At 39.8% G+C, this 13,788-nt stretch carries 16 protein-coding genes; 8 read left to right on the top strand and 8 right to left on the bottom strand.

Annotated elements, in window-relative coordinates; all coding sequences use genetic code 11:
• Nucleotides 1-29 precede the first annotated feature (29 nt).
• Complete coding sequence (locus MHB39_RS08635) at nucleotides 30-782, bottom strand: alpha/beta fold hydrolase (RefSeq protein ID WP_036076351.1); 753 nt, start codon at nucleotides 780-782, stop codon at nucleotides 30-32.
• A gap of 284 nt (nucleotides 783-1,066) precedes the next feature.
• Between MHB39_RS08635 and MHB39_RS08630 the strand changes: the two genes are divergently transcribed.
• A complete protein-coding gene (locus MHB39_RS08630) occupies nucleotides 1,067-1,948 on the top strand; it encodes a LysR family transcriptional regulator (protein WP_016994379.1) in 882 nt (293 codons plus the stop codon).
• Nucleotides 1,949-2,009: 61 nt separating this feature from the next.
• On the opposite strand, the gene MHB39_RS08625 is transcribed toward MHB39_RS08630, so the two are convergent.
• From MHB39_RS08625 to MHB39_RS08610, 4 genes are all read right to left on the bottom strand, one after another.
• Nucleotides 2,010-2,873 (bottom strand): IS3 family transposase, encoded by an 864-nt coding sequence (locus MHB39_RS08625; RefSeq protein WP_053996766.1) that lies wholly within the window; start codon nucleotides 2,871-2,873, stop codon nucleotides 2,010-2,012.
• Nucleotides 2,874-2,881: 8 nt separating this feature from the next.
• Complete coding sequence (locus MHB39_RS08620) at nucleotides 2,882-3,202, bottom strand: helix-turn-helix domain-containing protein (protein ID WP_016995084.1); 321 nt, start codon at nucleotides 3,200-3,202, stop codon at nucleotides 2,882-2,884.
• A gap of 109 nt (nucleotides 3,203-3,311) precedes the next feature.
• Nucleotides 3,312-4,100, bottom strand: coding sequence for a DUF1835 domain-containing protein (locus tag MHB39_RS08615; protein ID WP_342546300.1), 789 nt, complete (start codon nucleotides 4,098-4,100; stop codon nucleotides 3,312-3,314).
• Between the two features lie 12 nt (nucleotides 4,101-4,112).
• Nucleotides 4,113-4,736 (bottom strand): LysE family translocator, encoded by a 624-nt coding sequence (locus MHB39_RS08610; protein ID WP_048390149.1) that lies wholly within the window; start codon nucleotides 4,734-4,736, stop codon nucleotides 4,113-4,115.
• Between the two features lie 215 nt (nucleotides 4,737-4,951).
• Between MHB39_RS08610 and MHB39_RS08605 the strand changes: the two genes are divergently transcribed.
• The 6 genes from MHB39_RS08605 to MHB39_RS08580 all read left to right on the top strand — a co-directional run bounded on the left by MHB39_RS08605 (nucleotide 4,952) and on the right by MHB39_RS08580 (nucleotide 10,433).
• Nucleotides 4,952-5,335: a hypothetical protein gene (locus MHB39_RS08605; protein WP_004229554.1), complete on the top strand. Its 384-nt coding sequence runs from the start codon at nucleotides 4,952-4,954 to the stop codon at nucleotides 5,333-5,335.
• A 382-nt stretch (nucleotides 5,336-5,717) separates the two neighbouring features.
• Nucleotides 5,718-6,812 (top strand): glutamate 5-kinase, encoded by a 1,095-nt coding sequence (gene proB, locus MHB39_RS08600; protein ID WP_312126745.1) that lies wholly within the window; start codon nucleotides 5,718-5,720, stop codon nucleotides 6,810-6,812.
• Between the two features lie 13 nt (nucleotides 6,813-6,825).
• Complete coding sequence (locus MHB39_RS08595; RefSeq protein WP_342546299.1) at nucleotides 6,826-8,076, top strand: glutamate-5-semialdehyde dehydrogenase; 1,251 nt, start codon at nucleotides 6,826-6,828, stop codon at nucleotides 8,074-8,076.
• A 57-nt stretch (nucleotides 8,077-8,133) separates the two neighbouring features.
• On the top strand, nucleotides 8,134-9,018 hold the full coding sequence (locus MHB39_RS08590) for a DMT family transporter (RefSeq protein ID WP_004229564.1): 885 nt from the start codon (nucleotides 8,134-8,136) through the stop codon (nucleotides 9,016-9,018).
• Complete coding sequence (locus MHB39_RS08585; protein WP_279494563.1) at nucleotides 9,018-9,980, top strand: carbohydrate kinase; 963 nt, start codon at nucleotides 9,018-9,020, stop codon at nucleotides 9,978-9,980. The genes MHB39_RS08590 and MHB39_RS08585 overlap by 1 nt, the downstream gene beginning before the upstream one ends.
• Nucleotides 9,981-10,043: 63 nt before the next feature.
• On the top strand, nucleotides 10,044-10,433 hold the full coding sequence (locus tag MHB39_RS08580; RefSeq protein WP_342546298.1) for an RDD family protein: 390 nt from the start codon (nucleotides 10,044-10,046) through the stop codon (nucleotides 10,431-10,433).
• Nucleotides 10,434-10,553: 120 nt separating this feature from the next.
• On the opposite strand, the gene MHB39_RS08575 is transcribed toward MHB39_RS08580, so the two are convergent.
• Both MHB39_RS08575 and MHB39_RS08570 read right to left on the bottom strand, forming a co-directional pair.
• Nucleotides 10,554-11,234 carry a hypothetical protein gene (locus MHB39_RS08575; protein WP_342546297.1) on the bottom strand — a complete coding sequence of 227 codons (681 nt, stop codon included), beginning with the start codon at nucleotides 11,232-11,234 and terminating at the stop codon, nucleotides 10,554-10,556.
• A gap of 94 nt (nucleotides 11,235-11,328) precedes the next feature.
• Nucleotides 11,329-11,760 (bottom strand): GNAT family N-acetyltransferase, encoded by a 432-nt coding sequence (locus tag MHB39_RS08570; RefSeq protein WP_312126729.1) that lies wholly within the window; start codon nucleotides 11,758-11,760, stop codon nucleotides 11,329-11,331.
• A 122-nt stretch (nucleotides 11,761-11,882) separates the two neighbouring features.
• Here MHB39_RS08570 and MHB39_RS08565 point away from each other — a divergent pair, with 122 nt between their 5' ends.
• Nucleotides 11,883-12,335, top strand: a complete 453-nt coding sequence (locus MHB39_RS08565; RefSeq protein WP_016994368.1) for a MarR family transcriptional regulator — start codon at nucleotides 11,883-11,885, stop codon at nucleotides 12,333-12,335.
• Nucleotides 12,336-12,378: 43 nt separating this feature from the next.
• Here MHB39_RS08565 and MHB39_RS08560 read toward each other — a convergent pair whose 3' ends face one another.
• Nucleotides 12,379-13,734 (bottom strand): aspartate aminotransferase family protein, encoded by a 1,356-nt coding sequence (locus tag MHB39_RS08560; protein ID WP_016994367.1) that lies wholly within the window; start codon nucleotides 13,732-13,734, stop codon nucleotides 12,379-12,381.
• Between the last annotated feature and the right edge of the window lie 54 nt (nucleotides 13,735-13,788).

The raw sequence follows: 13,788 nt of genomic DNA, 5'->3' as shown, positions 1-13,788 counted from the left end.
AAAAAGAGCTGTCTGCTGACAGCCCCTTCTTAGTTTGCAACTGACCATTCAATATGATCTAAAAATTTATAAACATCTTCATACACTTTATCGCGTTCTTTATCCAATGTAATAATGTGGCCAGAGTTTTCATACCAAATGATTTCTTTGTCGTCTGTTTCCACAGTATTTAAAATAAAAGGTGCGCTTTCTTGATATAGGTCATCATCTAGTGAGCCTTGTAACACAAGTGTTGGTGCTTTGATCGTTGATAATTCTTCACGCGTTTCTGCTGTTAAACGTGTTACGCCGTCCAATGAATCCTTCGGTGAAATACGTAATTCATGTAATTCTGAAATAATTTGATCTTTTGATTTATTTTCAAAGTGTTTATATAAACGAGCATAATGGTACAAACGTGTAAATAAGCCTTTTGAATTATCACGTGTAATCGGTGCACACATCGCTACACATGCTTTCACTGGGAATGTCTCTGCCACCTTTAATGAAAAGACACCTCCAAGTGAAATCCCAACAACAGCGATTTCTTCATAGCCTTTCTTTTGTAGGAAGTTATAACCTTCTACTACATCATTCCACCAATCTTCTGGTTTTGTTTCTAATAATGCTTCTGGTTCAACGCCATGCCCACTATAAATTGGTGCATGCACAGTATAACCTCGTTGAGATAAAAATTCTCCTAGCTTTTTCACATCTTTTGTGCTACCTGTGAAACCATGCAGTAATAGTACGGCTTTTTTGCCTCCCTCAATTGTTAGAGGTTGTGGCTTTGTTAACTTCATTTTATGATATCCCCTTCACGGAAATTAATAATTGTGTATTTTATGTGTCTATCTTATCACCCTTTATTCATAATGTACAATTTATAGTTTTTATCAAATCAATGTGTATCGTGCATGAATGATGTCAACTTAACGGCTGTACTATCACACTTTCTGCTACTTAACTTTTCCATTCTGCTAAATAATTGCAATCTGCTTTTAAAAATTTTTTGTTCCCTATACTTCCCGTCTGTTTCCCGTTATAATGCAGATAACTTAAAAATAACAAGAAAAGAGGTGAAAAAATGGAGTGGCAACAATTAGAATATTTTGTAACGGTTGCAAAGTTAGAGCATATGACACGGGCTGCCGAAGCATTAGCGATTTCACAGCCAGCACTTAGTCGTTCAATTTCAAAGCTGGAGGAAGAATTAGGTGTACCGCTTTTCGACAGACAAGGGCGCTCAATTATGCTAAACCGATATGGAGAGCTATTTTTATATCGTGTTCAGCGCATGCGGAAAGAATATGAAAAGGCTGTTTTAGAATTACAGGAGCTTAATAATCCAGAGCTTGGAGACGTATCACTCGGTTTTTTACATACACTTGGAACGAGTATTGTACCTGACTTGATTCGTGCCTTTCGTCAGAAACATCCCCATATCCGTTTTCATTTCACACAAAACTACTCCCATTCTCAGTTAAAGCAATTGCTGGCGGGTGAGTTAGACCTGTGCCTACTAGCTGCGATTGATACAGAGCCGCCAGTATGTTGGAAGGAATTATGGCGGGATGAGCTCTTTATAATGGTCCCCATTGACCATCCTTTAGCCCATCGTAAAAGCATCAAAATGAAAGAATTGGAGCATGAAAGTTTTGTCTTAATGAAAAAGGGCTATGCACTACGCCGCTCTGCTGATCGCTTATTAAATGCTGCGGGCATAAAGCCAAAAATTTCTTATGAAGGCGACGAAGTGTCAACAATCGCTGGATTTGTTGGTGCGGGACTTGGCGTTTCCTTACTACCTGATGATGAGGATTTAAACCCGAAAAAAATCGTTAAAATCCATGTTGAGGATATGGTATGTGAACGAATTATCGGCATGGCCTGGATCGAAAATCGTTATTTACCGCCATCTGCACGTCAGTTTAAACAATTTGTCTTTGATTTTTATGACAATAAATAGATAATATAAAAAAGATCAAGGCTTGGACTTACCCCTGTCAAGTAGACAGCTTTAAAAAAGACTAAGCAGCCATCTGGTGTCGATATTCTATCGGTGCCAGGTGGTTGAGTCGTTTTTGGAAGCGTTGGAAGTTATAAAAGTAGATGTATTGCTCAACGGCTTGCCTCACTGCTTCTTCCGTATTATCGTGTAAAAGATACAAACACTCGCTTTTAAAGTGCGAGAAGAACGACTCGATACAAGCGTTATCATGGCAGTTTCCTTTGCGAGAATGACTGCCAATCATGCCAAGTTGACTTACGGTCTGATGATACTTAATCGATGTGTATTGGAAGCCCTGATCCGAATGGATGATGCTTCGGTACACCTTTCTTTTTGCCGTCAATTCCTGTAGTGTGTCCATGACTAATTCTAAATCGTTACGCTCACTAATTTTCCAGGCGACAATTTCGTTGTTATATAAATCTTGTACAGCTGATAGGTAGAGAAAACCATTTTTCGTCGGTAAATATGTAATATCTGTCACGAGCACCTCATTTTCTACACGCTCCTTAAAATTACGCGCCAGCACATTATCAAATACACGTGATAGTCGATTTCCCCATATACGATGCTTTTTACGGATAATCGATTGAATACCCAACTCACTCATTAATCGATAGACCTTCTTATGATTCACATGAAATCCTTTGTCTCGTAAAGCGATTTTCATACGAGGATAACCATACATTTTATGCGTTTGATGAATCGCTAAAATATGCTCCTTTAAAAGGATATCATCACGTTTACGTAACGATACCTTGCCATTTTTAAGCCATCTATAATAACCTGAACGTTCAACTTTCGCCATTTCAGTGAGCCATGTAATCGGATACCGATCTTTCATTTCTTCGATAATATGATAACGGTCTGGATAAGTGGGCATTCCTCCATTTACAGATTTGGATACTGCTTTTTTAAGTATTCTACCTGTGCCTTATAGTAATCACGTTCTTCTTCTACAGTTTTAAAGTGGGTACGTTTTCCTTTTAACGGATTCTTCACACCTTTCGCTCCAGAACCCGTAGATGGAAGGCGATTAAAGGCTTCAATTGATCCAACTTCTTTAAATTTTTTCACCCAGGCCTTCACTTGTGAAACATTGCGAATTTCATATCGATCCGCAATCTTTTGCATACTTTCATTGCTCGTTAAATAGGCTTGTACAATTTCTAACTTCAATTCATTTGAATACGTATTATTTTTTCGCGACATAGAGAAAATCCCCTTTAAGTAAAATGTTTATCTACAGCGTACTGTAGGTTTTTTAACATTGTCTACTTAAAGGGGATAATATCAGCTTTGGCAGCCCTGATCTTTTTTACTAAAGTAATTTAACCTGATAGGAAAAAATATCCGTTGTATCGCCTTTCATGGCAAATACGCCTTGTTCGACGAGCGTTAGCAAGCGATACTCTACGAAATCATTTCCTACATAATGGACAAATGTTTCAAATATCTGTGCCAAAATATGCGTAGGCATTAGCCACTCTTCATTTTGCTGTAAATGCAAATTTTTTGCACTGGCGATAATGTATGCATCCATTGCATCTTCCTCTACATGCAATAGTTCACTTTTCCATAACCGTAATGTACTGGGCTGTTCTTTAATGTTTTCCCATTCCTTAGCGAGTTGCTGACATTCTTGCACAGAGAATCGTTTTGCACTAGGGCGAAGCTTCATTAGCATTTCCGAGGAAAGCTCGCCTGTATGGCGAATGTCTAAATTGGGGTGAATACCCTTCAGATTCTCCGTTGCATCAATACCATACACCATACTGCATTTATGAATTAACTCACTCATCACATAGCGCAGTCCTATCTGTTCATGTGTGTTGTGACTATACCAAATCCACACATCCACATCACAAGGTAAATTAGCGATTTTTTTCCTCCAGTTTTCATAAATCTCATCATACAATTGCTGGTCATCATCATCTAAAATATGCGTGGCTAACCAAGTTTTACGTTCTTCAAAGTTTTGAAGAGGTCCAATCGAGAGATCATCATGGACACTTAGAACTGATTCACTTCGCTGCAAACGATGTTGACGAATTGCAAGTTTCATAGAACCCTGCGTTGCTAAGCTAAAGGTAATATGTAAAATAGCCATGTCCATTCCTCCCTACTGTTTGCTAATGGCAATCTGTATCCCGATAAATGTGAATAAAATACCTTGAACTGTATTTAGTCGTTTAGCAATCGCAGGTTTACCAATAATGACTTGTCTAACTTTCCCTGCAAATATACTAAACAATGAAAATAATACAAGCGCTTGTATTAAAAATACAATACCCAAAATAAGCATTTGAAACGCCACATGTCCTTGCGATGGATTAACAAACTGTGGTAACAGCGCTAGGAAAAATAACGATACTTTAGGATTTAAAATATTCATTAATATTCCTTTTTTATATAATTTAATATAGGCTTGCGTATTTTGCTGTTGCAACGTAAAAGGGTCTCCTTTAGCACGAAATGATTGCCAAGCTAGATATAATAAATACGCTGCTCCTGCAAATTTGACGATGGTAAAAATAATGGTCGATTGATAAATTATCGCAGAAATACCAAGTACTGCTGCACTAATATGAACAAGTAGCCCTGTACACAATCCAAGAGATGTGGCAATACCCGCTTTTTTATCTTGTGTAATACTTTGGGCAAGCACAAATAAATTATCGGGCCCTGGCATAATGGTTAAAATCATCGCAGCCCCTAAAAACGCAAATAACGTTGAGATGTCCAAAACTTTCCCTTCCTTCAACTTCTTTTAAAAAACTATATACATTATACTACATGACGTTGTTCTCACTAGATGTAAGTTTATGACTTTATCCAAAACTTTTTTTAAATTTCGGTTTCACAATTTATGCTCGCTCAAGCGATACTTTTCTTCCCTAATCCATTATAATAGTAGAAACTCATGATAAACCAGATAACTTCCATAAGAGGTGATTGATAATGGCAGTAAGTGATATTGTCACGCAATATGAGGATGAGCATGGACAGGTTTACTATAAAATGAAATCCCATGACATTGAGGTGAAGGCCACACAAAACGCAGGCTTAGCACCTGTCATCACGTATTGGATGGCTGACAAAGAGATTACGGATTCCATTCGAAATTTACGCTTCAGTCCACGTGCTCCATCTAGCTATATTCAAGATTACGAAGAATTTCAAGCAATGCTTTATGCGAAAGAGCAACGAGCCATTAACCAGCTATATGAACAAATGAGCATCAAACCCAAAAATATGTCTTCTGGGAAACAGGTCATTTGGAGCTTCTTTGTCATTGTGTTGGCTATGCTTCCCCTTTTCATTGCTATTTGGTGGTTTAAATAAGTGGCCTTTTCATCATTTTAACGCATCCCTTTCTTAATTTATCAAAACTTTCAAGTAATTTACCCATTCAGCTTGACAGACTTATAGAAGTAGTGCATCCTTTAGTCAATAGATGAGAAAACGAACGAAGACCAGTAGTTAGCCACTGCTTGAAAAGAGAGCACTGCCCATCGGCTGCAAGGCATTGTACAAGGAAGACTAATGAAACCTACTTTGTGAAACGTCCTAGCCAAACTAGGCGCAGTCTCTAGCGTTATGAGAAAAGTGGAATGTCGCATGATATTCAATGTAGGTGGTACCACGGAAGGCAAGTCTTTTCGTCCTAATTTTTAGGATGAAAAGGCTTTTTTTATCTTGATTCAGCAATGATGGAGGTCGTGAGATGGAGAGAAAAAGAATTGTTGTTAAGATTGGCAGTAGCTCTTTAACGAATGCAAAGGGTGAAATCGATAAAGTTCGCTTAATGGACCATGTGCAGGCAATCGCCGAGTTGAAGAAATTGGGGCATGAAGTTTTGCTTGTGTCGTCTGGTGCCGTAGCGGCGGGTTTTAAACAACTAGGCTACCCTGCTCGTCCTGTGACAGTGAAGGGTAAGCAGGCAGCTGCTGCTGTAGGACAGAGCCTACTCATTCAAACGTACAGTGCTTTGTTTAGTATTTACGATATCATGCCTGCCCAGATATTATTGACACGAACAGATTTTTCTAAAAAAGAATGCTATAAAAATGCCTATGCGACTTTCGAGGAGTTATTAGAACGATCCATGCTACCGATTATTAATGAAAACGATACAGTGTCTATTAGCGAATTAACCTTTGGAGATAACGATATGCTTTCAGCACTCGTCAGTGGACTTGTTCACGCCGATCAGCTCATCATTTTAACAGATATCAATGGCCTTTATAATGCCAATCCCAATAAAAACCCACAGGCAGAGCGCATTGATCGATTAGCTGCTATTACGGATGACTTGCTAAGCTTTGCGGATGGTACAGGATCAAAGGTTGGCACAGGAGGCATGGCCTCAAAGCTTCTGGCAGCACGAACAGCGCTACGTGCAGGGGTGAAGGTATTTATCGGTACAGGTCATGGTGCACAGAAGCTCGTCGAAATTTTAGCAGGACATGGTGATGGCACTTATGTGGGGCATGATGAGCTCGCTGTGTTAACAAATCATAAACAGTGGATTGCACTCACGGAAATTTCTGGTAAAATTTTTATAGACAGTGGTGCAGAACAGGCTTTAATGAATAATGGTAAAAGTCTATTACCTGCTGGCGTCTATCGTGTAGAAGGTGAGTTTGTCAATGGTGATGTTGTAGAAGTCTATAGTGAGAAGAACTTACTAGGACGTGGCGAAGTACTGTACTCTTCCCAAGAGCTTCTCTCTGCCATGGGAAAACGGACTGATACATTGCTGAAAAGCCCTATTGAGGTAATTCACCGAGACAAATGGCTGAAAATTCAAACGAATTAAGGAGGAATGACAAATGACAAGTGAAATTCAAGAAAAAGGACAACGCGCAAAAGCCGCAAGCTATATGTTAAATATTAAAACTACCTGCGAGAAAAATGAGGCACTGAAAAAAATTGCAGAACAGCTATTAATCGATCAAGATGACATTATGGCTGAAAATGCAAAGGATTTGGCACAAGGTGAGCAGCAAGGTATACCTGCATCTACGTTGGATCGTATCATGCTCAATGAAGAACGGATTGCAGCAATGGCCGATGCCATTCATTTACTCGTCTCCTTAAACGATCCAGTAGGTACAATTGTTGAACATATTGAAAAGGACAATGGGCTACGCATTGAAAAACGAATTGTGCCACTTGGTGTTATTGGTATGATCTATGAAGCTCGACCAAATGTGACGATCGATGCAGCAACACTATCTCTAAAAACGGGCAATGCAGTTATTTTGCGCGGAAGCTCCTCCGCTAAGTTTTCTAATATGGCTCTTGTTGCAAGTATTCATCGCGCGCTTGCTAAAACTTCTATCCCTACCGATGCTGTTCAATTAATTGAGGATACAAGCCGCGAAACAGCCAAAGAATTATTCCATTTAAAAGAGTACTTAGATGTGCTCATTCCTCGTGGTGGCAAAGCCCTGATTGATTTAGTTGTCAATGAGGCGACTGTTCCTGTACTCGAAACAGGTGCAGGCAACTGTCACATTTACGTGGATGAAATGGCGGATTACATAAAAGCAGAAAAAATCTGTCTGAATGCTAAAACACAGCGTCCTTCTGTTTGTAATGCAGCAGAAAGCTTACTCATTCATCAGGCTTGGTTTAAAGAACACGGCGTCCAGCTTTTAACGTCACTCCACAATGCAGGTGTAACCATCATCGGTGATGAGCAAGTATGTCAGCAATTTGCAGCTGCCCTTCCAGCTACAGCGGATGATTATGCGACAGAGTACCTTGATTTAAAAATAAGCGTTAAATTGGTGGAAAATGTCTATGAAGCGATTGAGCATATTCAATACTTTGGAACGAATCATTCTGAGGCCATCATTACAGAGGATCAATTAACCGCCGAGACGTTCTTAAACAATGTCGATGCAGCAGCAGTGTATCATAATGCCTCCACCCGCTTCACGGACGGCTTTGAATTTGGCTATGGTGCAGAAATCGGTATTAGTACACAAAAGCTACATGCCCGTGGACCAATGGGCTTGCCTGCATTAACATCAACAAAATATGTTATTCATGGCAACGGCCAAATTCGTGAATAGTTGGTTTTAATCCGTATAGCTTAATAAAATAATAGAATAATAGAAGGAAGGTTTCGTATGAACATCTCAGCAATCATTAAACTAACAGTCTCCATGGCACTGTTTGGTTCCATCGGCTTTTTTACCGTTCACACTGGTGTTCCCGCTACAGAGCTTGTCTTTGTTAGATGCATTTGCGCAACCCTCTTTCTAGGTGGTATGTGGCTCATCACGGGTGGACATAAAACAGAGGTATGGGATAAGAAAGAAATATTTCAAACGCTTATTTGCGGTGTCTTTATTGTGTTAAACTGGGTATTTTTATTTAAAGCCTTTGAGGAAATGTCCATTTCAATTGCCATTTCCATCTATAATTTAGCCCCCATATTTGTGTTAATTTTAGGCGCTATTTTTTTGAAGGAAAAAATGACCATTCAGGCACTTGTCGCAACAATCACTTGCTTTATCGGTAGTATTTTTATCATCGGTCTCAATAATTTTGTGTCGTTCTCAGAATTTATGCAATCTGGCTTTATCTGGGCATTACTGTCAGCAGTATTTTATGCCCTTACAATGCTAACAAGCAAAACCATCACGAAGCTTAGCTCGTATGCGTTAACCTATATTCAAACAACAGTTGGAATCGTGATACTACTGCCTTTTATCGACTTCTCGCTGTTTGATGGATTAACGTCAACCAATTGGTTTTATATACTCGGCACAGGCTTTATTCATACAGGATTTGTTTACTATTTATTTTTTGATAGTATTCGTAGCCTGTCTACGATTCTTGTCTCTGTATTGGTTTTTGTCGACCCTGTTGTCGCCATTTTACTGGATATGCTATTGCTTGATTTTATGCCAAGCTTTACGCAAACGATGGGGATCCTTCTCATTTTCGCTGGTATTTTTTATACCATTTATGTTCCTAAGAAAAAGCGACTACCACAGGAGGTCTCATAATGGGCAAGCTCTTCACAATTGGAGAATTATTAGTTGACTTTACACCGACACAGCAGCACGGCTCCCTAGCCAACATTGAGCATTTTACTAAACATGCAGGAGGAGCACCTGCCAATGTAGCCGCTGTCTGTGCAAAGCTAGGACAGCAGGCGGCCCTTCTTACACAAGTCGGTCAGGATGCCTTTGGTGACTTCCTAATCAAAACGTTGCAGCAAGCAGGTGTAGATACACAGTTTATTCGTCAATCAACGGATGGTGAAACAAGTCTTGCCTTTGTTTCATTAAATGAACATGGCGAACGAGATTTTCAATTTTATCGCCGGCATGCTGCAGATCTCTTATACAAACAGGAATACCTCCCCTCGCAGCTATTAACAGCGCACGATATCGTTCACTTTTGCTCTGTTAATCTTGTAGAGAGTCCTATGAAACAAGCACATCTTGCCCTTATTGAACAGGCACATCAAGCAGGAAGCCTTATATCCTTCGATCCGAATGTGCGCCTTCCTTTATGGCAGGATAAGACGGCGTGTTGTGAAACCATTTTAGCCTTTTTACCAAAAGCCCATATTGTCAAGCTTTCAGAGGAAGAACTGTTGTTTTTAACAACTCTAGAAGATGAACAGGAAGCTGTTCAAACGTTATTCAAGGGATATGTAGAAGTTATCATCATTACACATGGTGCTGCTGGGGCTACCTTATATACGAAAAAGCATCATATGAAGGCTCCTGCTAACAAGGTACAAACCGTTGATACAACTGGGGCTGGTGATGCTTTTATTGGCGCGATTTTAAGTCAATTTCTTCATCATCAACTAACAGTAGATCAAGTGGTAGCTCATTGTGAACAGTATGCAATGTCTCTGCTATCTTTTGCAAACGGATATGCGGGCATTTCAACAACAAAGCATGGGGCAATTCCATCCTATCCTGTACTTTCATTAGATATGAATCTAGGATAAATCGAAACTTTTTGTCCTTATTGTTCGTATGTACTAGTGACAGGTCATTAAAGGAGGGCTTATATGGAATCGATGACAAAAAAACGCACAGCTGCATTTTTAATCGATACAGCTGTTTCAACAGCTGTCACGTTTGGGGTTGAATACCTCCTACGAAAAAAAGTAAAAAATGAGGCTGTTCATGCACTCGTTACGCCAACTGTGGTATTGTGGGCGCTAGAATATGCACAACTCCGTAAAAACGGACAAACGATTGGCTACAAAGCAATGGGATTAGCACTCGAAAATGAAGATGGTCGTCCATTATCAGCAGGTCAAATTATTAAACGCATGGCATATCGAGATACTATCAGTACGTTCGATTATCTAAAAGATCGCCAAGCCTTCGAGCAGCAGCACGGTCAACGTCTTCCTCATGATAGCTTTGCAGGTACGGTTGTAAAGCAAAAATAAATAAAAGCTGCCTTATGTTTGGGCAGCTTTCTTTAATTGGCGCATTTTGCTAAAGTGTTAATCTTCCTGATCGCCTAACCATTACAGAAAGTAGCATGCAATTCTCTTTAGAGAAGTACGCTAATCTTTGGAAATAAACTGCTGTATATCATTCGATAAAATCGCGTTTTCTGACGGAAACCAAAAATAAGTAGTCCCATCAAATTGTATGCCATATTGAAAAGCAATGGCATCGTCTGTATAAAGGAGTACATCATAACGGTTCGTATCCCCGTTTGGCTCAAAGGATGGGGCTGGTTTACTATTGACTAAAATTGCCTTTATATCTGCCATGTCAGACTGGTTTGTATAGCTAGCCGTTTTCCGATTGCCTTCTTCCGTAGATGAGTAAAATTCTATTTTCTTCACTTCTTCTAATGGAACCTGATCAAAATTCCGTCGCGGCGGAGCGTCATCTCTTATCATATAAATTCGATAGCCATTAATAACCGAGTGATCCTCTACCGCAATGGCATCGTCAAGACCCTTTATCGCATAAAGCTTTGTCCCCTTCTCGTGGAAGGCTGCATCGCCATCCTTAAAACGATAGGAAGTTCTTTTGATATGATCAGCTACTTTAAAATCAACTTCCCCTATTTCCTTATCAATGAATGAACGATCGGCTAACGCTACTTCATATACAGCTTCATATTGTTTACCATCCCATTTGATTACATCAACCCATTCGATGATGACTTGACTACCGCAAGCAGTCAGTAACAAACACATGGTACAAAGGCATATCCATTTCTTCAACAACATCCCCCCTTTAAGCAGTAGACCCAAGCAACGATTAAAAAGTTACAAAGTATGATGCTAAGTCTGGCATGTTCTATCATCGTGTGATTTTCATCTGCTACCAGTATTTCTTCATTAAAATATGGGGAATGCCACAATCCATAAATTCTTCACCTTCACGCTGATAGCCTAATTTTTCATAAAAGCCTTCTGCATAGGACTGGGCATTTAATTTTGCCTTTGTTAGCCCTTTATCTCGTGCAATTTGCTCTAGGCCCACAATAACTTCCTTACCAAGGCCAAATTTGCGGTATTCTTCTAATATACAAATACGCTCCAATTTGCCATAGCCCTCTACAACTCGTAGTCTACCTGTTCCAACCGGTTGCTCATTGTAATACACCAAAATATGATCGCATGGAGCATCTAGTGCATCAAATTCATCATATTCTTCTTCCTCAGGGACTTGCTGCTCTTCAATAAAAACGCTACGTCTAAAATCAAACGCAGTTTGTAATTCTGCTTCCGTTGTTACTTTTTTTATACGCATTACTATTCCTCCTAGTCTCTCCTGAATCATCTTCTCTAGGTGCAATTTCACTTTGAAGATGATAATATTAGTATAGAACGATTTTTATTGCAATTACAACAAAAATCTTAGGAGGATCGAACATGAAAGAAATCTTACGTGAAATAGGTGCCATTGCACGGGCATTAGACTCGATAAGCAATATTGAATTCAAGGAATTGGATTTGACGAAGGGGCAATATTTATATGTCATCCGTATTTGTGAAAATCCAGGTATTATTCAAGAGAAAGTCGCAGAGCTATTGAAGGTAGACCGCACAACGGCTTCACGAGCTATTCAAAAATTGGAGACTAAAGGCTTTATTGAAAAACGAATTGAACAAGGGAATAAGAAAAATAAATTACTTTTTCCTACAGCTAAAAGCATGGACATCTATCCTTTTTTAAAACGGGAGGGCGAATATTCCAATGCCCGTGCGCTTGAGGGGTTTTCCAATGAGGAGATTAACAGCATTCACAGTCTACTAACACGTGTGTTGCATAACATCGAAATTGACTGGGAAGAGGTGAAGAAAGGGCATAAACGACAGTATTAAAGGCGATTCCTCGTGTTTTTTGCACATTTGGAATCGCCTCAGGCTAGACGTTGGCTGCAAATACTCTTTTTAATACAGCAACCATAAACTCAAAGTCCTCGTCTGTACAGCAAAGCGGTGGACTTAACGTAATGATATTATTGAAGCCTTCGACTGTATCACCATTTCTTCCAACAATTAAGCCGTTTGCTTGACAATCAGCCATGATTTTCGCTATTAGCTCAGGCTTGGCAGGTGTTTGAGATTGTTTATCTTCGACCAGCTCGATACCAATGAGTAGCCCAAGCCCACGAATATCGCCAACGAAGGGCAGCTCTAATAGGTCTTGCAAATCATGTAGGAATTGAATACCCAAATCTCTTGCTCGCTGCACAAGTCCTTCCTCTTCCATGATTTTTATATTTTCTAAGGCCACTGCACAAGCTGCTGGATTGCCCCCAAATGTATTGATATGGCGAAAATGACTATAGCCGTCCGTCTCTTTAAATTTTTCATAAATGTCTTTACGTATAGCTGTAATGGATAGTGGTAGGTAGGCACTCGTTAATCCTTTCGCCATGGTAATAACATCTGGTCGAATATCAAAATGCTGATGGCCAAATAGCTTACCTGTCCGTCCGAAACCACAAATGACTTCATCCATGATGAGTAATACTCCATGCTTTCTACAAATGCGCTCGACTTCTTTGACATAAGTTGGATGTGGAATAAGCACTCCACCACCCGTGATGAGTGGCTCCATAATGACAGCCGCAATGGTTTCTTTTTGCTCCCAAATAATCTTTTCTTCCATTTCTCGGGCAAGTGCTAGGCTGTATGTCTCAATTGACTGCCCTTTTGGACGACGATAGTGATCAGGTGGAGCAACATGTAAGAAGCCTGGTGTCAGCGGCTCGTACTTAAATTTACGTAATGCCTGACCTGTAGCTGCTAATGCCCCAAGTGAACTGCCATGATAGCCCCGATAGCGAGCAATGATTTTATAGCGGTTCCCTTCCCCATTTTGTTGATGGTATTGACGTATTAACTTAAACGCCACTTCATTCGCATCTGAGCCACTATTGGAATAAAACATCATATAGTCATCATCAAGTAGGCTGTTAATTTTTTCAGCGAGCCTAATAGCAGGTTCATGGCTTTGTGTTAAAGGAGCATAGCAAAGCTTTTTTAGCTGCTCATACGCAACCTTGGCAAGACGCTCACGCCCATACCCTACATTCACTGCCCATAAGCCTGACATACCATCTAAAAAGCGATTGCCTAAACTATCTGTAATCCACGCCCCTTCTCCCTGTTCAATAATGGGAGGTGCTTTGTCGTTATAGATAGACATGTGATGCCAAATGTTTTCATGATCTTTTTGCTGTAAAGTATGTGTAAACTGATCGTTTCGCTCCATATCATGACCTCCAATCGTGTATCATCGGTGTCTTTTTGTCTATCTCCATTTTCC

Origin of the sequence: Lysinibacillus sp. FSL K6-4013, assembly GCF_038630435.1 — a bacterium.
Taxonomy (GTDB): domain Bacteria; phylum Bacillota; class Bacilli; order Bacillales_A; family Planococcaceae; genus Lysinibacillus; species Lysinibacillus boronitolerans.
This window is presented reverse-complemented; position numbering and strand designations above follow the sequence as displayed.